The organism is Serratia sp. Ag1 (assembly GCF_000743355.1).
In the GTDB taxonomy this organism is placed as follows: Bacteria; Pseudomonadota; Gammaproteobacteria; order Enterobacterales; family Enterobacteriaceae; genus Chania.
Window position 1 is genome coordinate 1 of sequence record NZ_JQEI01000033.1, and the last position, 20,024, is coordinate 20,024.

18 protein-coding genes and 1 pseudogene are annotated in these 20,024 nt (G+C 49.7%); 4 read left to right on the forward strand and 15 right to left on the reverse strand.

What is annotated here, in order from left to right:
* Window positions 1-123, forward strand: a pseudogene (locus IV04_RS26205) (IS5 family transposase); the annotation flags it as partial.
* A gap of 178 nt (window positions 124-301) precedes the next feature.
* Here IV04_RS26205 and IV04_RS19090 read toward each other — a convergent pair.
* From IV04_RS19090 to IV04_RS19155, 14 genes are all read right to left on the reverse strand, one after another.
* The gene (locus IV04_RS19090) at window positions 302-1,882 is read right to left on the reverse strand and encodes a BNR repeat-containing protein (protein WP_037404389.1); all 1,581 of its coding nucleotides are present in this window, start codon (window positions 1,880-1,882) and stop codon (window positions 302-304) included.
* A gap of 269 nt (window positions 1,883-2,151) precedes the next feature.
* Window positions 2,152-2,682: a fimbrial protein gene (locus IV04_RS19095; RefSeq protein ID WP_156106846.1), complete on the reverse strand. Its 531-nt coding sequence runs from the start codon at window positions 2,680-2,682 to the stop codon at window positions 2,152-2,154.
* An 81-nt stretch (window positions 2,683-2,763) separates the two neighbouring features.
* Window positions 2,764-3,312 carry a fimbrial protein gene (locus IV04_RS24760; protein WP_051916862.1) on the reverse strand — a complete coding sequence of 183 codons (549 nt, stop codon included), beginning with the start codon at window positions 3,310-3,312 and terminating at the stop codon, window positions 2,764-2,766.
* Window positions 3,313-3,435: 123 nt separating this feature from the next.
* Entirely contained in the window at window positions 3,436-3,960 is a 525-nt protein-coding gene (locus IV04_RS19105; protein WP_037404387.1) for a fimbrial protein, read from the reverse strand.
* 50 nt (window positions 3,961-4,010) lie between these two features.
* Entirely contained in the window at window positions 4,011-4,559 is a 549-nt protein-coding gene (locus IV04_RS24765; protein WP_051916863.1) for a fimbrial protein, read from the reverse strand.
* Between the two features lie 11 nt (window positions 4,560-4,570).
* A complete protein-coding gene (locus IV04_RS19115; protein ID WP_037404385.1) occupies window positions 4,571-5,497 on the reverse strand; it encodes a fimbrial protein in 927 nt (308 codons plus the stop codon).
* A gap of 9 nt (window positions 5,498-5,506) precedes the next feature.
* Window positions 5,507-8,062, reverse strand: coding sequence for a fimbria/pilus outer membrane usher protein (locus tag IV04_RS19120; RefSeq protein WP_051916864.1), 2,556 nt, complete (start codon window positions 8,060-8,062; stop codon window positions 5,507-5,509).
* A 72-nt stretch (window positions 8,063-8,134) separates the two neighbouring features.
* Window positions 8,135-8,800, reverse strand: coding sequence for a molecular chaperone (locus tag IV04_RS19125; protein ID WP_037404384.1), 666 nt, complete (start codon window positions 8,798-8,800; stop codon window positions 8,135-8,137).
* A gap of 273 nt (window positions 8,801-9,073) precedes the next feature.
* Window positions 9,074-9,595, reverse strand: a complete 522-nt coding sequence (locus tag IV04_RS19130; RefSeq protein ID WP_037396946.1) for a fimbrial protein — start codon at window positions 9,593-9,595, stop codon at window positions 9,074-9,076.
* A 902-nt stretch (window positions 9,596-10,497) separates the two neighbouring features.
* Window positions 10,498-11,346 carry a DUF4431 domain-containing protein gene (locus tag IV04_RS19135; protein ID WP_051916865.1) on the reverse strand — a complete coding sequence of 283 codons (849 nt, stop codon included), beginning with the start codon at window positions 11,344-11,346 and terminating at the stop codon, window positions 10,498-10,500.
* A gap of 105 nt (window positions 11,347-11,451) precedes the next feature.
* Complete coding sequence (locus tag IV04_RS19140; RefSeq protein ID WP_037396945.1) at window positions 11,452-12,420, reverse strand: hypothetical protein; 969 nt, start codon at window positions 12,418-12,420, stop codon at window positions 11,452-11,454.
* 52 nt (window positions 12,421-12,472) lie between these two features.
* Entirely contained in the window at window positions 12,473-12,913 is a 441-nt protein-coding gene (gene tssE / locus IV04_RS19145) for a type VI secretion system baseplate subunit TssE (protein WP_037396943.1), read from the reverse strand.
* Window positions 12,914-13,006: 93 nt separating this feature from the next.
* On the reverse strand, window positions 13,007-15,667 hold the full coding sequence (tssH, locus tag IV04_RS19150; RefSeq protein ID WP_051916866.1) for a type VI secretion system ATPase TssH: 2,661 nt from the start codon (window positions 15,665-15,667) through the stop codon (window positions 13,007-13,009).
* A gap of 604 nt (window positions 15,668-16,271) precedes the next feature.
* Window positions 16,272-17,513 carry an FAD/NAD(P)-binding oxidoreductase gene (locus IV04_RS19155; RefSeq protein WP_037396941.1) on the reverse strand — a complete coding sequence of 414 codons (1,242 nt, stop codon included), beginning with the start codon at window positions 17,511-17,513 and terminating at the stop codon, window positions 16,272-16,274.
* Window positions 17,514-17,761: 248 nt separating this feature from the next.
* Between IV04_RS19155 and IV04_RS19160 the strand changes: the two genes are divergently transcribed.
* Window positions 17,762-18,196 (forward strand): beta-lactamase hydrolase domain-containing protein, encoded by a 435-nt coding sequence (locus tag IV04_RS19160; protein ID WP_037396940.1) that lies wholly within the window; start codon window positions 17,762-17,764, stop codon window positions 18,194-18,196.
* A 53-nt stretch (window positions 18,197-18,249) separates the two neighbouring features.
* Here IV04_RS19160 and IV04_RS19165 read toward each other — a convergent pair whose 3' ends face one another.
* Window positions 18,250-19,110, reverse strand: a complete 861-nt coding sequence (locus IV04_RS19165) for an MBL fold metallo-hydrolase (protein ID WP_037396937.1) — start codon at window positions 19,108-19,110, stop codon at window positions 18,250-18,252.
* Window positions 19,111-19,236: 126 nt separating this feature from the next.
* On the opposite strand from IV04_RS19165, the gene IV04_RS19170 reads away from it, so the two are divergent.
* Together IV04_RS19170 and IV04_RS19175 are read left to right on the forward strand one after the other, a co-directional pair.
* On the forward strand, window positions 19,237-19,578 hold the full coding sequence (locus IV04_RS19170) for a metalloregulator ArsR/SmtB family transcription factor (protein ID WP_037396935.1): 342 nt from the start codon (window positions 19,237-19,239) through the stop codon (window positions 19,576-19,578).
* Complete coding sequence (locus tag IV04_RS19175; RefSeq protein WP_037396934.1) at window positions 19,568-19,996, forward strand: YeeE/YedE family protein; 429 nt, start codon at window positions 19,568-19,570, stop codon at window positions 19,994-19,996. The genes IV04_RS19170 and IV04_RS19175 overlap by 11 nt, the downstream gene beginning before the upstream one ends.
* The last annotated feature ends 28 nt before the right edge of the window (window positions 19,997-20,024 follow it).

Below are 20,024 nucleotides of genomic sequence, written 5' to 3' on the forward strand. Positions count from 1 at the left end.
TGCTTCGCCAAGCTTAAAGAATATCGCCGAATCGCTACCCGCTCGGAAAAGACAGCTAGAAATTACCTGAGCATGCTTAAATTAGGTGCCATTCGGTTGTTTTTAAAGCGATTGTCAAATTAAGGGACACAGCCTAATCAGAGGATTTTTATTCTGGGGTACTTGGGATTGGGGTCAGATTAGAACGAAGGAGGTTAACGCTCCAAATTGAAAACTGTCTGTGCCACCGCCAGAATTGCTGATATCACCCGAAAGTTATTATACGCCACTGGCCAAGTCTGTTTTGGCCAGTGGCGGCAAGTCATTTACGTTCTATAGAGGCAACAGTAACAGGGGACCCTTCCAAGGGATATGTCCAATTTACGTTGGTGTCACCATTGACAACATACGGAGCCGCCTCCCATTTAAGCAACACCGCCTTGGTATCCGTTGACCCTTCCGTAAAAGCAAGTTGTGTCCAAATAAAGTTTCCAGAAACAAACGCTGATCTCTCAATCTCTGCAGGCATAGTGTTATTTACCGGTACGGGAATATCGGCAACGCGCTCACCCGTTATTGGATCCAAATAAAGCATATGTACTTTAAACTGACACATGTATTGAATACCAAGGTAATTCCCTATGGGTTTGGCACCTTCATGAGCATCAAGAAAACCGGAGTCAACAATATTTTTTGCAAGGTCATACCGGCCAGTCCACGCAGAGACTTGTTTCAATACCCAACCATTTCCTGTGGCTGAGTTACTGGGCCGGGCTGTGAATAATTGCGTGGTTTTTTCATTGTTTTGTACTGTATCTTTGAAAAACGAGACGACAACTTTACCCTTAGTATCGAAACCGAGAGCTATGCCATTGTTATTCAGTATCCCCCCACCCATTGGAACAGGATCGACAACGGTGCGGGTGTCTCCGTACATAAAAGCGATGTTTGATACAACATCGCCTTTAACGTTCCGCCAAACATGCATATCGTCACTCACAACATAGTGGACCTCAGAGTTTGAGTCAGCCCCTTCACCACCACGCCAAGTCCAAATCATATGATAGCGGCCATCCGGCCCTTTTTTCGGCACGCTGGGGTAGGCGCTTTTAGACGGATTGGTGTACCAGCCACCAAAAACCTTTGCCAACCCCTGATATTCAGTCTTCGGATCCCGTAACTCCCAAGCACGTGTCATTGCGTTAAACTGATAAATATTGGTATAGGCACCTCCAGGCAGACCATGTTGATAACGGAAGAATAACTGTCCGTTCACCCCAGTGTAGAAGGCTGGGTAACTTACCCATGTTTCAAAAGGGGCCGTCATATTCTGATCCTTCCACAGCGGTAACATACCGGCTCGAGTGAGCGTCGATAGTTCACCGGGGGTGGTTGTCACCCAATAATTCAGCTTGTCGGAAAAACGCAAGCGGGCTACAACATGCAGGTTACCATTCGTATCTACCGCCATCGCAACGTTGGAATGTGAATCATGTTCAAGCTTTTCCCCCATCGGTATGATCGTCCAACTCACCTCGTGAGCGGCACGTTTAGCGACGGTAAATTCCTTATTTTCATCAAAATAACCGATATATTTAGTATCACCGTATTCAACAATCGAAGGATTGGTTGCATATCCAGCCCACATTTTAGCTTGCTGACCAGACTCATCGGCAACCGTTTCAATAGCTGTCACAACCCATGGCTTTTGGGGTTGAATACCGAAAGTCTCCTGATTTTCAAATGCGCATGAAATATTACTGCGTGTTTTCTCCATCTCTTCAGCTAAAACGGTACCACTCCAAATTATTGCTACCAAGGCTATTCCCAGCATCTTGGAACTGTATATGGTGTTTTGTTTTCTTTTGGATACTTCAAACGAACTCAGCGTCATTTTATTCATATTAATTCCTTTCCTTTTTTCCTGTTATATTATTCGTCTAAATATGCAGGGATATTGACAGACCAATATCTTAATTGAAGCCGCAGAGAGTAATGTGAAATTTTGACTATTTAAAATGATTGCCTAGCGGCGTTTACTGTTCCGTTGCACCTCAAACCTCTGGCTCTTGGCGTAAACTCTCTGCTGGCTGCCTGAAAAACAGGCAGCACAACTTTTGCTAATTTGTCATTGTTAATGCGGCGAAAAACCTTTTCCTGTTTTGGCATGTATCATTTATAAACAACGTTATACTCGACCGTTGCGTTAGCGTCTCCAGCACCAACATCGCCACCAAGTGCTTTATAAGCTGCATTATAAGTCACGCTGAAATCGCCAGCCTGTTGGACTACTCTGTAACCATTCCATTGATAGTTCGGTTTTACAACAGTATCCCAGTCAGTAGTGATTTGTAGCCCTACATTTTTTGCTGTAGAAAGCAGATCCGGGTTTTCTAATGCAAACACCGAGTCATCACTTGCGGCTGCAGTGCCCATGAACGAAATATCTACCCCGGTCGTTGTCGCGCAATCAGTAAACTTAAGAGTAAAGGGGACTTTTGTCGAGATTGTGCCGACAGTTTTAAGCTCTGCCCGCTGAACATTGCCCAACTGAACGGTCATGTTTTTTGAATCAGCATGCACATTACAGGTAGGTACAAAGAACTCAGCAGTCACTGTTATCGTACCGTCGGCAGCCTGAGCATTGACACTCACTCCAGCAAACGAAAGTAACAAAACTCCATATATATATTTTTTCATCATGACTTCCTCAACGTATTGATTGGTAACGTGGTTGTATAACGTGATTAAATAATTGCTTCATCGACACCAATGCAAACATAATCAAGGGTAAACTACGCTAAACTGTACGTTGCCCACTGCGTTTCCAGGTGTTCTCAGAGCAACGCGATCTGTATTCAGATATCCGACACTGAATGTTAACTGGTTCGCCGCCCCAGCACCTGTATTCAAGTCATAGGCTCTGCTTGCACCGTTAACTGAAATCAGATTAGTAAAATCGCCATCACTAATAATAAAACCAACGTTCCCCGCAGCACCAGGTTGCCCTGTATTACTAAAGGAAAATATTTTGTCAATACTATAACTTGTACCGACTGCCTGAGTTCCTTCAAATCGTATATATGCCTTGTTACTGCTCATGGGGCAATTGTTGAGTTTGATAATAAGATTACCATGCGGCATCGAACCACCGATTCCGGCATATGTAGACTGTCTACCTAGAGCAACAGTCTGATTCTTCGATCCCGCATCCAGCACACAGGTGTTTTCCGTCAGTTTTCCGCTGAACTTCATCGTGCCATCGGCGGCCCAGAGTGGTGGAGCTAATAATGTGGTGGTGAGTATTACCAGAGGTATCATATGTCTTTTCATTTTTCATCCTGAACCAATATAATTGGTAGTAGCGCAGTACAAATAAGAATTCATAGATTCAAATGCGCAACCATGACTCTATTTACATGACCGAAATGTGTAAATATTCTGCCAGTTAGTTTTTTACACATATGTGACAATATATTCTACGAGCACATTAGCCTCGCCAGGTGTAACATTGTCACTCAGTGCAATATAATTAGCCTTGTAGCTTAGGCTGAGATCGCTGTTGTAATTGGCTACAGCCCATGAGCCAACCTTATTTGGATATTTAGCATTGCCCCATTGGTCGTGAATTTGTAACCCTACATTTTTAGCTGTAGAAGTTCCGTCGGGATTATCCAGAACGAATACCGTTTCGTTGCTAGCTGCGGCTGTCCCCATAAACTTAACCTGTACCCCTGTTTTTAGAGCACAGTCAGTAAAATTGAGTGAGAATGGAACCTCAGTGGAGGTTGCTCCTGCTGTTTTAAGTGTTGAACGCTGAACATCACCTAGTGAAACAGTCATACTTTTTGAACTGGCTTGTATATTACAAGTAGGAATAAAGAACTCACCAGTAATGGCCACGTTACCATCGGCCGCAAACGCACTAAAACTCATACCAGTAGCAGTGAGTAGCAGTGCGCTGCATAAATTCTTTTTCATAATAATATCCTTAAAGTATTGGTGGGGCATCATCATCTGATGAGATTGGGTTAAGGGTAATCCACGCTAAATTGCACATTTCCTACCACGTTTCCTGCTGTGATAGGGCCGGCGCCAATTGTCGACGTTCCAACGTAGAAGCTAAAATCATTGGCACCAGCTTGCAAGTCATAAGATATACTCTCTCCATTAGCCAATTCCTGCGGAGTAAAATAAGGAGGGTTCGTTAAATAATTGATTGTAAAACCGACGTTTCCGGCCGCTCCCAACTGCCCTGTATTACTGAAGGCAAATAAGGTTCCGTTACCAAAAGTATTTTTTCCAGTGTCTATTCCCTCAAACCGGATACGCACCTGATTGCTACTGGCTGGGCAATTATTAATTTTAATCGTTAATTCATCGGCACTAGAAACAACGCTGCCAGAGGAATAACTAGATTTCCTCCCTAGAGCCACCATCTGATTCTTCGACCCCGCATCCAGCACACAGGTGTTTTCCGTCAGTTTTCCGCTGAACTTCATCGTGCCATCGGCGGCCCAGAGCGGCGGGGCCAGCAGCGTGGCGGCGATAATGGCCAAGGGAGTCATACGTTTAATCATGTTGAATATCCTTATTGGTAGGTCAGATTAAATGTTGCCACGGCGTTCACTTCGCCAGAGGCTACCTGGGGTTGCGTTTGGTAGTAACGCACGGTAAACGGGTAGCTACGCAGGCCCGCCGGGGCGGTTTCCAGCAACAACCGTTCACCCAGTTTCAACGGCGTCTGGTTGTACAGCAGTTGCACACCAATGCCACGTGCCACGCCGGGCTGGCCTTGATCCACCAGCGCCAGCACCCCCGGTGTACCGCTGGCGTCTGCTTCGCCGTCAAACTGAATGTTCACCTGCGCCCCGGCGTCACAGGTCAACGCCAGTTGAAAGGTTTGTTCGCCCTGTGAGCTGCCTGGGCCGCTAAAACCGCTGCGCAGCACCGCAGGCAGCGGCACCACTCGGTCGCGGCTGTCGTTCATTTCACATGCCTGGCGGGTGATAACTATCGGGGAAGAGAGCATCAACTGTTCTACCACCTGCCTGTTCACGGTTTTGCGGGCATATTCACCACTGTTGATGATCCCGGAGGAGATTGGCCCAGTGGCCACCAGACGCAGGCTGAAATAAGCCATTGGGCTGGGAGGAAGGCCCTCATGATAATTGTCTGGCCAACCGTCGTTAAACATTGGGGTACTGGAGACCGCATATCCAACACCCGCGATGCCGGTGCTGTAAATCTGGCTTTGCCCGCTGAGCATGCCGCTGTCCTGCCCCACCAGGTTACTGCGCAATGTGTTAGCCGTTTCACATTCCCCGGTCAGTATTGGCTGATTGGCCTCTGCGGTTTGCTGCCAGATCACACTGCCCACCGGCAGATCGCGCTGCACCATTAAAGGGGGAATGGTTACTGTCATTTTTGCTGCAGGGCCATCCAGCGCACAGGGATCGGCATAGGCATATCCACTGAACCCGGCCAACAGACACACTCCTGTTATCAGCTGTTTCATCTGTGCTCCTTAAAGACACTGTCCGTTGATCATGGGGATACCGGGTTCTGCCGTTGGCGGTGGCAGGCGGTAATTCACCGTACATTGCTGATCTGGCTGTGCCCCCCACTGCACATGCAGTGCGCCGCTTTCTGGCATCCCCGTCAGATAAACCTGACCACCGTCACCGACAATATCGCTGTTCATTTCCGTCGTGCCCTGCAAGGCGGCCTGAGCCCCAAAGGGCACCGGCTTACCGTTTGCTCGCAGCAGCGTCATCATCAACCTGCTGCCCACTTTGGTCTGGTAATCAGCCAGCACCACCGCCCCTTGTGTTGGCACCACCGTTTTACTGGTCAGCATCAGCTCGACATCATCGGCCAGCGTGGTGGGATCAAGCACAATGGTGTTTTCACGGTATGGCGTGGCATAGGGCACCACGGCATAACCGCGCCGATCGGTTTTCACTCCCGCGTTATTGAGCACGTTGACCCCTCGGGCCCCTGGCGCTTTCACCAGCACGACCGTGTCGTTCAGCGCTTGAGACAGCGTGACGCCGTCGGTATGAATCAGCACCCCGCCTTGCGCGCCATAGCTCAGGCGCTGCTGGTTGGTGTCATGGCTGAAGCTGCCGCTGAACTGCGCCTGCGGGGCGCGATAGGCCAGGCTGAGGTTGCCGCTTTCCCCCTGGCCCTGATTGGTGTACCCCTGGATCATCCCCCAATCGAGGGTATTGTTGGCGGCAGTGCCGTTCAGCCCGAGGGTATTGGTGGTCTGGCCACCATTGCTATGATTCATGCCGTAGCTCGCCCAGGCGGGTTGCGACCAAAGATTGAGGGGCACGCTGAGGCTGAGGGCGATCATCCGATCGGTGCTGCCGGTGCTGTTGGCGGCACTGTTCTTGTTCTGGCTGTAGTTGAGGTTGTAGCTCACTCCTTTGACGCTGCCGTTGTACCCCAGGTTGATCGACTGCCGTTTGCCGATGTTCCCTCTGAACTGCTCTGATATCAGGTTCAGGGATAGCGAGCCGTTAAGCACGCCAAGCCCTTGCTGAATGGTTAACTCCTGTCGGCTGCGGGTCTGTGCACCAAGGTTGGAAAAATCAGTTGAACTGTCCGTGCCGCTGTTCAGCGTGCGCTGTAAGGTAGAAAAGCCTTGGCTGGCGTATTGATACCCGGCCAGCGTCAGCCGCGTACCCGTGGCGTCAAAGCTTTTGCCGTAGCGCAATCGCCACATCTGGCCCTGACTGTTCCGTTCTGGTTGGCCAGATTCATGGAGCTGACTCCAACCCTGTGTCACATCTAGCGACAATGCTCCAGCGTTACCCATATTTTTGCCGAAACCGGCGGCCAAAGCGCGGTAGCGGCTGGCTAATTGCGTTCCGCCATACACGGTTATGCCCCATGGCAGGCCATAAATCAGCGTTGCCTGGAAGAAATCTGCGTTGACGCCGCTACTCTGGTTCGGGCGGTACTGCCCCGCAGTGACGCTGTGGCTCAGGCGGCCTTCCCGTTGCAATACCGGTAGTGAAGCAAAGGGGACAATCAGCAATTGCTGGCTGCCATCGCTCTCTGCGATTGTCACATTAAAATCACCACTACCGGAAACGCCATACAAATCAGTGATCTCAAACTCACCCGGAGGAACGTAACGCTGATCGATCACCTGGCCGTTCTGGCGCACCGTCACCTGCGCATTGCTACGCGCGATCCCTCTGACCACTGGGGAGTATCCTTGCAAGCTGTCTGGATACATCATGTCGACCGAGGCCAATTGCACGCCGCGAAATGGCAGGCTGTCAAAAATATCACTGGGCGTTGTGGTGTCCCCCAACGTCAGTTGGCTCTTCAGCCGCACGATGTCGCGCTGTAGATAGGTATTCGCAGCATTAAAATGCGTGCCGTTCTGGTTGCCGCGGTTCCAGATGCTGTAGTTTCTGAGGCGCCATGCTCCCAGGTTGACACCATTACGCAGGCTAAGAAAATAGCTGCTGTCCTGTTGCCCTCCGTTACGGCTACGATTCTGCGCCCCGTTGAAACTGTAATTGCTGAACAACGCTGGCACGCCGTTATCCCAGCGCTCCGGCGGCACATAACCCCGTGCCTGATTTTTCAGGGCGATCTGCGGGATACTGAGTTTGAGTTGCTGATTATTGAACAGAAACTCGGCGCTGGCATGGGGGATATCGTGCGCCAGATCGACGCATTTAGCCTGTGCATTCAGCGCGGGAAACACGCTGGTATCGACGCCAAGTGCGACCAGATCGGCCACGCTCAGACAAGGTTGCAGAGAGGTTTTACCCTGAGCGTCTTTTTGCAATGAAAAAGCAAGCATGCGGGTATCGATACGCTTCTCATTGAGAAAGAGATCAACCCGGTATTCACCTGGTGGTGCCTGGGTGCTCTGGTTGGAAAATACCGACAGATCAACGTCTGTTTTCGGTGTATCACCTATCTGCAGCAGGTTAGGGCTGAACACATACTCGGCCTTGGCCACCGATCCCCACAATAGCAGCAGGCAGCCTATCTGCCATGCTAGCGGTGCTAATCTTGGAGCGCTGCCTGGGGGAAGCGTTATGGTCGTCATTCACTCACGATCCTTGTTCTGTCATTTTCCATGGGTAATGCGTGGTTGTATTACCGGCGTGAGCGAGAGGATTTACAGCGTGCGCTGATAAACCTCACTGATACCGCCAAAGTCGTTAATAATCTGCCAACTGACGAGATTACCTTGCGTACCAGCAGGCAGCGTGTAGCTGAGTGAATCGCCTGGGGCGACCATCTGGGGTTCTTTGATTTTTTCGTTCGCCAGCGAAACGGCGTAGAAACTCAGGTAATAGGGTGAATCGTTAATGGCTTGCAGGCTGTTGCCGCTACGCTGCCAACGCAACGCTTTGGCTGCATCGTCCAGCGTACCTTTCAGGCCTGTGGGACGGTAGATCAGCTTGATGCGGGTTCTGACGGCAATCTGCAGCTGGTTGCCTTTCCCTTCTGAAGGAGGAACGGATTTGACGCTCAACCAGAACAGGGATTCTTTATCTTCAGGTAATTGCCCGGCGACACGCACCACGCGCAACGTATTTTCCTGTTTACCATCCAGACGAAACAAGGGCGGCGTAATCAGGAACGGCGCTTTCTCTGCTCCCTCAATGGTGGTATTGGCCCAGGACTGCACCAGATAGGGAATATCGTCTGGGTTTTTTACCGTGATGGTGGCTTCTTTCTGGGCACCGTTATAAACCAGACGAGTACCACCGATAATGACCCCTGCCTGAGCACTGAAGTGGCTTAATGCCGCCACCAGTAGAATAAATACTGCTTTCATTGTTAATTACCTGGTAATTGGAAAGAAGGTTTTATTGCTATAACCTCCATACTTCCAGTTGCTTGGGTGTTGGCTGCGTTACTCGGCCCTTACTGGGCCTCGCCCCTTCGGGGCCGCTGCAAAGCAGCGTTCAAATCTGCTTTCGCAGATTTGTCACTCACCCCAGTCACTTACTTGAGTAAGCTCCTGGGGCTTCGTTCAGTTGCCGCCTACAAGCAACTCGAATTATTTTGGGTCTAGTGAATATGAATGCTTTGCAGAAATACTCAGGTGTTAATTATAAAGAACGCTGAACTGTACCGAGACATTGGCATCACCGGCAGCAACTGCATCGCTCGTTCTTTTATAGGCGGCTTTAAAAGGCAGTGTATTAATGCCAGTGACGGTATTCAATGGCACAGATGGCGTTGTTCCACCAGGCACAACAACCGTCCCCGTTTCACTTAGGATTTCCAGCCCGACACCGCTGGCAACCCCTGTTTGACCGACGTTGTCCAGTTGAAAGAGTTCAAGATCGCTGGGGTTAGCGGTACCATCAAGTTGTACTTTTGCCGTAAGGAGGCTGGCAGGGCAGTCGGTTAATACCAGTGAGAAATCTTTTTGGCTAGCTCTATTGCCTATAGTACCAAGAGTATCAATAGAAACATTATCCATGGTGATATTGAGAGTTGGGCTGACATTACAAACGTTATCCGTTACCTTGCCGGTAAAACGAATAACCCCATCAGCCGCAAAAGCGGTGCTGGAGAGTACCATACCCGTTATTAAGGCGGTGGTAATTAGAGACTTCTTCATCACAAAATCCTTATCAGTGAACACCAAAGGGATAACGCTTTGTCTGAGCGTTATCGTTTCCTGCTGACAATATCCTTAGAGGCAAATAACCCCATAAGACAACGTGCAAGGGGAAATAAACCAGAGGATGAGTTTCATCCCTTAAACACTTGGTGTTACATATTGATGTGGTCCTATATAACACTAAAGGTGTATTGGCTTTGAATGTTTAGATTGATCAATTTTTATCCTAACCATGCCTTTTTGTAAAGTTATGAAATATATCGACATACAATTCAGAGTTAACATTTTTTTATAATTTATATTCAACCGTTTTTACCTAAAAAAACATTTTGGCGACATATTGTTTTTATGATTCTGGGGTGAGTCAGTTCTGCTGTGTTAATGCGTCGTCGGATAACATGCTGTTTTTTTGATGTTACCTTCCTACACCCTTGATCCGAAATGTCCCCTCCTGACAACTCTCTGATAAAGTGAGAAAGCCGTGCAGTTTGTCAGTTCCATGACGGAGTTCAAAGCGACATACTGGGCCAGACTCAACCTGGGAGGCGGCTGCCCGAGCTGTATTTCTACCAGCATCAGTGACACCATTTCAGCTAAGGGCGAAACAGCTTGTGTTCTGTATGAGGTGGAGCCATTTAAAGGGGAAGGTTGTTATTCTCTGGGGAGGGCCGTTAGCCCCAGCGACAAGAGCTCAAGGTTCGCCTGCTCATGTAACCGGAATTGACAGCTACAGGTATTGTTATGCGCGATGCAACCAGTAATTTTATACAAAAAGCATGTTCTTTGAATAAAGTCGTCAGAATGTGAACTTTAACCCTAACCAGAATATATCTGAGCATCTCATTGACGCTATTAGCACCGAGCAAGCCACCAACTCTGCTTACCATCAAGACGAGCACTTAATAAGGCTTATTTCTTAGAATCCTGCATCGTTCTTCAAGATCTTTCTCCCCATTATTCAACCCCGCATACACCTCACAGGGCATAGTCAGGTCTTTATCCTCAAGATACCAATACGGGGGTTCTGGTGAGCAAATATCCATCACCTTCACATGCCACTGGCTGCTGGATTTATTGAGTACTACCCAAAGCATTTTATCTAAATCAGCCTCGCAGTCCTTAGCCAACCTCCAGTTAAGATCACCACCGTCGGTTGCCAACAGTTGCCCCACCAGCACGGCCCATTCGTTACTCACATTCAACCTGTCCACCTTAATACGCACCTCTTGCCCTGCTTTACTGGCAGCCACCGGCCGAATGGCATCAAGAATCGGCTTCCGTTCAGTTTTGACGGGCTCCGGCGTATTGTCGTTAATATAAGGTGTGGGAACACCTGACAGTTCTAATAACAAAGCCGTATTATGATGCCCAGTATGCGCATGGCTGAGATTGCCACTGGCGGTAACGTGTTGGCCTGCGAAACTCGATAGATTGATGGAACCAGTAGGAATTAAAGTGACTTCGATCTGATCTTTTTCAGCCTCATTGAAATCCCCACCTAGAGTGCAAATTGGCTTATCCAGAAAAAGAACGCCTTGAATATCTCGTTTATCAGTTTCTGGGTTTTCACCAAAATTAGGTGAACCAAAAAACACACGTATTTCAACAATGCCGCTAAGGTTGAGAGGTTTATCATAATTCAAACACCCCTTTACTGCCGACACTGCACTGGCATGTAGCGCGAACAGAGTCAAAGGCACAGCAACCCATTGATGAAGACAGGCAAATCGTTTATTTTTAGGTATCATTTCAGGGCTCTTTTACACTCTCATCGTTACAAACTTTCACGCTATTTGCCAAAGTTACTGCAAACTCCAGCATCGAACCTGCTAAATCTCCACCGGCATCTGGACCTATTGAGCTGGCAACGTATTCAGCAATAACACCTCGGTCTTATTGATAAACTCAGCGGTATCAGGGGCTGAAGTGGTTTCAATAATCCTTACATATCCTGGTTTCGCTGGATCAGGTGTCACCAATGCCCCAACAACCTGTTCTATTTCACTGATGTTGGTGCTCACGGTACGAATAGCCGGTGTCCATTGTAAACGCTGGATATCGTAAAGATGGACTGCCGCCCACCCCCCTTGCCAGCGTTGATCGATGAGTTGCAGACGGTCACGCCCGCTGCCGTCGAGCCCCGAGACCACATCGAGTGAGGCATTAATACACTGAGGGATGATGACCGGTTTAACTTCTGCCTGTGACGTCCAGAGATAGCAATTACAATCATCACCATTATGACAATCGCCACCGGTTTGGGCATTGCGGCTATTGACCCAAGCATATTGCCGCTGAAGACCGTCGAATTTTCCTTTCACCACCTGACGGCTATCATCATCAAAACCCAGATTAGCATCCGTAATACCATCGGACTCAGCGATAATCTGCCATTGCCCGGCAGCATTCGGTTTAATATACAAACTGGCAGGGTAATTTTGCGTTTTCCCGCCCACATTTACCTGTTTTATAAACTCGGCGCGCATGCTGTCGTCTAATCCGCCATCATCGGTATTATTTCCGTCTGCATGCACAGTTATTGTGCTGACAATTGATTGTGACAAGAACTTCTTTTTCTCTGAATTGAAAAATGCGGCCTTATCTGCCATGACTTTTTCACGCGTCATCGTTTTATGAAAATAATCAATTTTATCCGCATAAAGTGCTGTCAATTCGTTTAGATCTTTATTCTGGTAGGCAAGCTGCCAGCGCTCAACCATCAGCAGAGCCTGCCGTTCATAAGCCACGTTATCTAACATATCCTCTTCTGCCACACAGACAGCGCTGGCGAAGAATACCCCCAGAAACAACAGAACTCTCACTATCACCCTCATTTTCCAAGCATCCAAAAGATAATACATACCGACGACGTAATTATCGCTCTAACCACTGCTGCTGTTTCAGGTGGCGGACCAGGATTTTACCTTCCGGCGTGAAAGTGGTGCCAAAGGCGATCCGCCCTATTCCTTTCAGTTCAGCCTCCAGTTCATATTCCAGTTCCCCAGGCATCTTTTGTGGCAGTAGCGTAATGTTGACGCCTGCAATGCGTGGTTCATATTTCATCAGTACATGCTGCAGAGTGGCCATCAGGCTATGAGCCGAACCGGGCATCCCTTGCAGGATTTCACTCATGTCCGGCAAACCATAATCCGGCAGATGCGCCAACTGACCAGCACGGCTGTTAAGGATGCGCTGTAAATTATCCAACACCGACAAAATAAGCTGGTCGTCTTCGTTAACCTGCTGCAACGGCAACCCACCGCTGAAGTTTTGCGTCAATATCTCGTACAGCGAAGGAGTTTTGGGGTGAATCATTCGTCAGTCCTTGTTAGACGGCTGCGGCATCAGCCGATTATTATTGAGTCCACGTTTGTCCAGCATTACGCCAAATTCAGGCCAAGCATAGCACTATTGAGATTGATGATGGGCGTGCTCATCTTGGTGTTCCTTATCCGTGAAAGTCAGGCTGATGCCATCAACGTCGTTGTAACCCAACGTGAGACTGTGGGCCGGTTGTGCTGCCGCCTGACGTTGCAGCAGTTGGCTGCTGAGTGCGGGCAAAATCTGTTGATTGAGCAGGCTGTCGATATTACGTGCCCCGCTGTCTGGCAATTGGCAAACCTCTACCAGGGCGTCGGTCAAACACTCGTCAATGGTGCAACGCAGGCCGTAATGCTGCTGCAACCGTTGAGTCAGTTGTGCCAGCTTGATGCTCACAATGCGTTTAAGCTCCACCGCACCGAGTGGGCGGTAAATCAGCGTCTGAAAGCGCGCCAGCAGCGCCGGTTGGAAATGGTCGCGCAGCAACGGGTACAGTTGCTCGTGTAATTCGCTGTCGGGAGCCTCGGGGTGCTGGTTCAGATAGGCCATCAGCGCATCGCTGCCGAGGTTGGAGGTCATCACTATTACCGTGTTACGGAAATCAATCTCGCGCCCTTCGCCGTCGCGCATAACGCCCCGGTCAAACACCTGATAGAACAGGTTGAGCACGTCGCGGTGAGCCTTTTCCACCTCATCCAGCAATACCACGCTGTACGGGCGTTGGCGCACCGCTTCGGTCAGCATACCGCCCTGACCATAGCCCACATAACCCGGCGGTGAGCCTTTGAGCTGGCTGACCGTGTGTGCTTCCTGATATTCGGAGAGATTGACGGTAATCAGTGAAGCTTCGCCGCCAAACAGGCTGTCTGCCAGCGCCAGCGCAGTTTCGGTTTTGCCCACCCCGCTCGGGCCGACCAGCAGGAACACACCCTGCGGGCCGTTGTCCGGCGTCAATCCGGCACGGGTGGCGCGTAGCCGCTGCGCCAGGTCACTCAAGGCTGCCTCCTGCCCGACCACCCGTTTCGCCAACCGGCGCTCAAGCTGCAGCAGTTCACTCTGTTCGTCTTTCAACAGGCTGCCTAGCGGCACGCCGGTCCAGTCAGCAATCACCGTCGCCACCGCGCGTGCATCCACATCCAGCCACAGCAGTGGGTTGCAGCGCTGAATATCGTGCAACTGCGCCCGCAGGGCATCACATTCTTCACGACGACTGTGGCCGTCCTGACGAGCAGTAAGCAATTGTTCAGTCAGCGCCCGCTCGGCCTCGTATTGTGCCGCCAGCCGCACGTCATGCTTCTGTAATGCCTGCAGCCGGTCGCTGATATCCGCCAGCCGGGCCGGGTCAACCTCTGGGTCAACAGACTCATCCTGCTCAAGCATCTGTTGCTCAAGGGTCAGTGCCGCCAGTTCAGTGCGCAGGTGCACCATTTGCTGCGGTTCACTGTCCAGCCCCATGCGCACCCGCGCGCTGGCAGTATCCAGCAGGTCGACGGCTTTGTCTGGTAGCTGCCTGCCAGTCAGGTAACGGCGCGATAAAGTAATCGCCGCTTTCACCGCCGAATCGCGGATATGCACCCCGTGATAGGCGGCATAGCGCGCCTTCAGGCCACGCAACATCAGGCAAGCACTGGCATCATCCGGCTCTTCGACCAAGACCCGTTGGAAGCGCCGCTCCAGCGCCGCGTCACGCTCAAAATACTGTTTGTACTCTGCCCAGGTGGTGGCTGCGATGGTGCGCAATTCCCCGCGTGCCAGCGCCGGTTTCAGCAGGTTGGCCGCATCGGCCCCACCCGCCTGATTACCCGCCCCGATCAGGGTGTGCGCTTCATCGATAAACAACAGGATGGGGGTGGGTGATTGCTGAACAGCGGCGATAACGTTCTTCAGGCGTTGTTCAAACTCGCCCTTAACCCCGGCACCAGCCTGCAACAACCCCAAATCCAGCGTGCGCACGCTGACGTCTTTCAGGCTGGCCGGGACATCGCCCTCGGCCAGACGCAGCGCCAGGCCCTCCACCAAAGCAGTCTTTCCCACACCGGGCTCCCCCACCAAAATCGGGTTGTTCTTGCGGCGGCGGGAGAGAATGTCCACCATCTGGCGGATTTCATTGTCGCGCCCCAACACCGGGTCAATCTGATCGGCGCGCGCTTTGGCGGTTAAATCCTGGGTATAGTTATCCAGCTCGGCCTGCAAAGCCTGATCCGGTTCAACGGTGGGGGGTAATGTGGTCTGAACAGGCACATCAATCGGCCATTCAAGGCGTGGGGGCTTGCCCGGGCGTTCTGCCGATTGTGCGTCCAACAGCGGCAGTAGATGGGCTAATTGTGTGGCATTGAGGCTGAGCAATGGCCAAGTGGCGTTCTGAGTGATGAGAGAGGGAGATGCAACCAGAGCCATCAGCACATGCAGCGAACGCACCGCCTCCGTATTGACCTGGGCAGAGGCCTCCAGCCAGGCGTTTTGTATCAGTTGTTGTAATGGAGCCGACAGTTGCGGTTTGCCCTGACTCTGATGGGGTAAAGGCTCCAAATGGGCCAGCAATCCGTGCCATAGCGCATCCAGATCCCAGCCATAACGCTGGGCGATCATCGAGATATCCCCGTCGCCCTGTTCCAACAGTTTGAGCAACCAGTGCTCCACGGTGATCTCTCCGTGGCCACGGCTCTGGCAGAGGGTCGCTGCTGCGGCCAACGCCTGCGCACAGTAAGGATTTAGCCGATGTAATAGACGTGCTGCGTGATTGCTCATGCCTCTTCCCTGTTCTCTTTCCAGCCCATCATGATCTTGTGCAAATACGCCACCGCCTATAGCCATTAACGGCGGCTGGTAAAGTCATTGATGTCATGTGAATGTTTTTGGCTCAATACCGGCGCGGCGAAACTCAACCAAAAACACAGCAACTGGCTAATACTGAACGATAAAGATTAAACCCGCACACTCTCTTTAGGGTAAGAAACAGCCGCGACCACAGCGTTCGGCAGTGGCAGAGCCCATATTACACGGTAACACGCATCATCTGCAGGCCAAATGTAGGAGTAACGCAGCCACGGCAGCATGGCGCTATATATTTTAGAGCAAAGCCTGAAATATTGTTCCCCAGACAGATAAACATAATAGCAGCGCTGGAGGATTAGCAAAGTAATTGAAAGGAAAATATTTCTTAAACCCAGTGGCGACGATAACCACTAGATTAGAAAACCTATCCCATTGATCATAATGACAATATTTAAAAATCTTCCGTTAAAACACAAGAAAAAAAGGCATCTGGACACGATCTGGCGGCTATCGCCAATCTGACTACAAACGTATTGATTGGCGGCAGGTAGCGCCCAAACCCTGCCTACCGTTCACATCATTTAGAATGTACTTTACTTTTGGCTAACCACTCTATGCCACGTAACATGCCCGACCAATAGAAATGCGGCAAGAACCATGCCTTCAGCCACCAGGCAATGCGACTGGGCCGCGTTAAATCAAGTGGAAAGGTCGGTAAAAGTTTATTGTCATAGCCAAATTCTGCCAGAACAACTTTTCCTCGTTCTACCGTCAGTGGGCAAGAACCATAGCCGTCATAGTGGCTGTTGAGCTCTTTCTGATACAAGATATTCACCAGATTCTCAGCCACCACCACCACTTGTTTTCGCGCTGCGGCGATGGTTTTGGAATTAGGAGTAGAACAACAATCACCGAGTGAAAAAATAGTCGGCCAACGTTTATGCTGCAGAGTAAATTTATCCACATCGCACCAACCATTTTCATCCCCTAATTCACTGTTAGCGATAAAAATAGGCGGAGCCTGTGGCGGTACAACATGGAGCATATCGAAAGGAATAACGATCTCATCCATCTCATTATCTTTATTGATAACAGCAAAGGTTGCCAGCTTTTGCTCACCATCGACACGAATCAGGTTATAGCCATAATTTATCTTCGCCCTATACTTGGCTAAATAGGCTTTAAGATGAGGAACAAATTCTGGCACGCCAAATACCGCCTGCCCCGCCAGACAGAAATCTACGTTAATATTATTCAAACGTTCCTGCTGCTGCCAGTAATCACAGGAAAGATATAATGCCTTTTGCGGTGCACCGGCACATTTAATCGGCATCGGTGGCTGGCAAAAAATAACTTTACCCTGTTTTAAATTCTTTACCAGTTCCCAAGTATAACTTGCCAAATCAAAATGGTAATTCGAGGTAACGCCATTACGGCCAAGCGTTTCTTCAAGCCCTGCGATTTTATCCCAACGCAACATCAAGCCGCAGGCGACAATCAAATAGTCATAGGAAATTCTCTCACCGGAGGCCGTTTCAACAAATTGTTCGGAAGGAGACACTTGAATAACGCTATCTTTCACCCAGGTAACATCTTTAGGAATCACCTGTTGCATAGGGCGGTGGGTTTTTTCAATATCAAAAAGACCACCGCCCACTAATGTCCAAGCGGGTTGATAGAAATGCTGTTGGCGCGGCTCAATCAAGGTGATTGACAGATTTTTAATTCTTTTCCGGATGCTGGCAATCACTCCGATCCCAGCAGAGCCACCACCGATGACGAGTAAACGTTGCGATGGAATATTATTTCTGCTTGTCATTACTTTCTCCTTTTATTAAAAAGTAGCCTAGGAAATATGACAAGAACAGCAAAAACTTAGATTTAAATGTTATAACAATATTTCATTATAACTTTTTGCTATATAAGAGTAACAAAACGTTATATAGCATTGACAAATATTTTTAATTTTCAGTAAAATATCGCAAATTACCGCCCTATTATTTATTCCCCTTTCTACCCTTTTAACAGAGAAAGATAATAGGCATCTAACAAATATGGGAGTAAAAAATGAAGATTAGACACGCGAACGAACAGCTTTCTTTTGCCGATGCCCTTAATGAAAATGAATTCTTGCAGCTCCATGAACAGGGCTATGAAATAGTGGTCAACAACCGGCCAGATGAAGAAATCGGCGATTATCTGCTCCACACTCAGGAAAAGGTCTTGGCACAGCAGCAGGGGATAGAATACATCTATATGCCTTTTACCTACGCATCGTTAACGTGGGAAATGGTCTATGCATTCAACACGCTGCTAAAAGAAGGTAAAAAAATATTAGCCCATTGCCGCACCGGTTCACGCTCTGCCACACTCTATTTGCTGCACGATCTCCGCGCTGGTCTGATTGATGAACACCAGTTTCGGGAATACTGTCGCCAATATGAGGCTGATGCCGATCGCGCATTAGCCTGGTATGCCGACAATATCAACAATCATTCATAGTTCACCACCAAACGGGGCACGGTTTGCGCCCCGCTGGATTTTACCCATGCTGATTACAGACGATTTAACGGAATTTTCAAATAGTGGGTTCCATTGTCTTCTGCGGGTGGAAATTCGCCAGCTCGCACATTGACCTGAATAGCAGGTAACAGGAGCACGGGTGCTGCCAACGTTTTATCACGTGCTTGCCGTAGCGCCACAAATGCCGCCAGCTCATTGCCGTCGTGAACATGAATATTGTGTAGCCGTTGTTCAGCCACGGTTGTTTGCCATTGTGCCTCGCGGCTGGCAGGCGGGTAATCATGGCACACGTATAGGCGGGTTTCGCCAGGGAAACTGAGCAATTTACGGATAGAATGATAAAGCTGTTGCGCATCGCCACCGGGGAAGTCACAACGTGCAGTGCCCACATCCGGCATAAACAGTGTGTCACCAAGGAAGATCGCGTCAGCAACCTTAAATGCCATATCTGCTGGCGTATGGCCTGGCACGTGTAACGTCTGTATGGTCAAGTCTCCCAATGCGAGCTTTTCACCATCGGCCAGCAGGCGATCAAACTGTGAACCGTCCAATGCAAATGAAGGCTCAAAGTTAAAAACATTCCTGAATACCCGTTGAACCTCTACAATTTTTTCACTGATGGCGATTTTGCCACCGAGCTTCTCACGCAAGTAGTGAGCGGCGGAGAGATGATCCGCATGAGCGTGCGTTTCCAATAGCCAAGTAACGTTCAACCGCTGTTGTTTCACATAGTCAATCAATCGATCGGCAGACGCCGTTTCGGTGCGGCCAGACTTTGGATCATAGTCCATGACCGGGTCAATAATGGCCGCCAGCCCACCAACCCGATCGGCTAGCACATAACTGACGGTACCGGTAACCGGATCATAAAAACCCTCGATAAGTGGCATCATGGCGTACTCCTCATCTGTAAACTTGGCTGGTTCGCTTTCGGTGACTCTTGCATTTATTATACAATATTATATTATATAAAAATGTAAAATGTTTTATGTATTTTATCAAGATGTCAGGAGCCGCCAATGGGTAATGAACTCATTGATCAGAAAAAAATGCGTGATGCAGCAAGTTCGGCTGTCACGGTATTACGCGCATTAGCCAACGATGACCGGCTTCTGCTTCTGTGCCATCTCAGCCAGGGAGAAGCCTCCGTGGGGCAAATGGAAAGCATTCTGGGGATCGGCCAACCCACGCTCTCACAGCAACTCGGGGTAATGCGGCGTATGCAGTTGGTTGCCACGCGCCGTGAAGGGAAGCAGATTTTCTACCGTATTGATGATCCCAATGTATTGATATTGCTCAATACGTTATACCAACTTTATTGCCCGAAAGATGACGCAGAAGGTGTTAATCATGACCATTAATCTGACACAATTCACCCCTTTCCTGAGTTTTTCCGGGGGGCTGTTAATCGGCTGTGCGGCTTGGGTATTAATCCTTTTTTGTGGGCGTATTGCCGGGATCAGCGGCATTCTCGGCGGGCTACTTTCTTCAGGCATCCCCGATCGCGGCTGGCGCCTGGCCTTTCTCATCGGCCTGATCATTTCGCCTGCTTTGTACAGCCTCATTCACCCACTCCCTACCAGTGAGATTTCTGCTTCCTGGCCTATCGTGATCGTCGCCGGGTTACTGGTTGGCATCGGCACCCGTTACGGTTCAGGTTGCACCAGTGGCCACGGTGTCTGCGGTTTATCCCGCCTATCCCCCCGCTCTTTGGTCGCTACGGTGGTCTTTATGGCGGTTGCCTTTGTCACCGTCTGGCTGATGGGTTCTCTGGCCTAAACACCTGTTCACACAGTAACTCGCTCAA

Coding starts and splice junctions, on each gene's coding strand:
- IV04_RS19090 (WP_037404389.1), bottom strand. CDS start 1,882: ATGAATAAAATGACGCTGAGTTCGTTTGAAGTATCCAAAAGAAAACAA.
- IV04_RS19095 (WP_156106846.1), bottom strand. CDS start 2,682: ATGATGAAAAAATATATATATGGAGTTTTGTTACTTTCGTTTGCTGGA.
- IV04_RS24760 (WP_051916862.1), bottom strand. CDS start 3,312: ATGAAAAGACATATGATACCTCTGGTAATACTCACCACCACATTATTA.
- IV04_RS19105 (WP_037404387.1), bottom strand. CDS start 3,960: ATGAAAAAGAATTTATGCAGCGCACTGCTACTCACTGCTACTGGTATG.
- IV04_RS24765 (WP_051916863.1), bottom strand. CDS start 4,559: ATGATTAAACGTATGACTCCCTTGGCCATTATCGCCGCCACGCTGCTG.
- IV04_RS19115 (WP_037404385.1), bottom strand. CDS start 5,497: ATGAAACAGCTGATAACAGGAGTGTGTCTGTTGGCCGGGTTCAGTGGA.
- IV04_RS19120 (WP_051916864.1), bottom strand. CDS start 8,062: ATGACGACCATAACGCTTCCCCCAGGCAGCGCTCCAAGATTAGCACCG.
- IV04_RS19125 (WP_037404384.1), bottom strand. CDS start 8,800: ATGAAAGCAGTATTTATTCTACTGGTGGCGGCATTAAGCCACTTCAGT.
- IV04_RS19130 (WP_037396946.1), bottom strand. CDS start 9,595: ATGAAGAAGTCTCTAATTACCACCGCCTTAATAACGGGTATGGTACTC.
- IV04_RS19135 (WP_051916865.1), bottom strand. CDS start 11,346: ATGATACCTAAAAATAAACGATTTGCCTGTCTTCATCAATGGGTTGCT.
- tssE (WP_037396943.1), bottom strand. CDS start 12,913: ATGATTCACCCCAAAACTCCTTCGCTGTACGAGATATTGACGCAAAAC.
- tssH (WP_051916866.1), bottom strand. CDS start 15,667: ATGAGCAATCACGCAGCACGTCTATTACATCGGCTAAATCCTTACTGT.
- IV04_RS19155 (WP_037396941.1), bottom strand. CDS start 17,513: ATGACAAGCAGAAATAATATTCCATCGCAACGTTTACTCGTCATCGGT.
- IV04_RS19160 (WP_037396940.1), top strand. CDS start 17,762: ATGAAGATTAGACACGCGAACGAACAGCTTTCTTTTGCCGATGCCCTT.
- IV04_RS19165 (WP_037396937.1), bottom strand. CDS start 19,110: ATGATGCCACTTATCGAGGGTTTTTATGATCCGGTTACCGGTACCGTC.
- IV04_RS19170 (WP_037396935.1), top strand. CDS start 19,237: ATGGGTAATGAACTCATTGATCAGAAAAAAATGCGTGATGCAGCAAGT.
- IV04_RS19175 (WP_037396934.1), top strand. CDS start 19,568: ATGACCATTAATCTGACACAATTCACCCCTTTCCTGAGTTTTTCCGGG.